The 599-nt window shown below is 65.1% G+C and carries 1 protein-coding gene and 1 pseudogene; both read right to left on the bottom strand.

The annotated features are described in order from the left end of the window. Positions 1-169 (bottom strand): annotated as a pseudogene (locus DIE17_RS37120) (ABC transporter ATP-binding protein); the annotation flags it as partial. A 19-nt stretch (positions 170-188) separates the two neighbouring features. Beyond that, the coding region (locus tag DIE17_RS37115) for a branched-chain amino acid ABC transporter permease (RefSeq protein ID WP_148095030.1) at positions 189-599 on the bottom strand (411 nt) is incomplete at its 5' end.

Raw genomic sequence — 599 nt, 5'->3', positions numbered from 1 at the left:
GCATCGCGAAGTCGAGCACGCGGACCCAGTAGTTGCCGCCTGCCGAGCCGATGATGATCGGCGCCGCGATCACGAAGGCCGCGGTCAGGATGCCGATGACGACGGTCTTGGCGGTGTTGCGTTCTTCGACGAGCGACGTCGAGGATTCGATCGGTTGAATGGATGTCATGTTGTTTGCTCCCCTTCCGTTACGCGCGGTCCGCGACACGTTCGCCCAGCAGGCCCGACGGACGGAACACCAGCACGATGATCAGCACGATGAATGCGAACACGTCCTGGTAGTTACTGCCGAACACGCCACCCGTGAGGTTGCCGATGTAGCCCGCGCCGAGCTGCTCGATCAGGCCGAGCACCACGCCGCCGACCATCGCGCCGCCGAGGTTGCCGATCCCGCCGAGCACCGCCGCGGTGAACGCCTTCATGCCGGGGATGAAGCCCATGTAGAAGTGCACGTTGCCGTATTCGGACGCGATCATCACGCCGGCCAGCGCGGCGAGTGCGGAGCCGATCATGAACGTCGCCGAGATCACGAAGTTCGGGTTCACGCCCATCAGGCTCGCGGTGTTCGGGCTTTCGGCGATCGCGCGCATCGCGCGGCC

The sequence above is a fragment of the Burkholderia sp. Bp9099 genome, assembly GCF_003857805.1.
Lineage (GTDB): Bacteria > Pseudomonadota > Gammaproteobacteria > Burkholderiales > Burkholderiaceae > Burkholderia.
The sequence above is the reverse complement of the archived record's forward strand: the minus strand, read 5'-3'. Positions and strand labels throughout refer to the sequence as shown.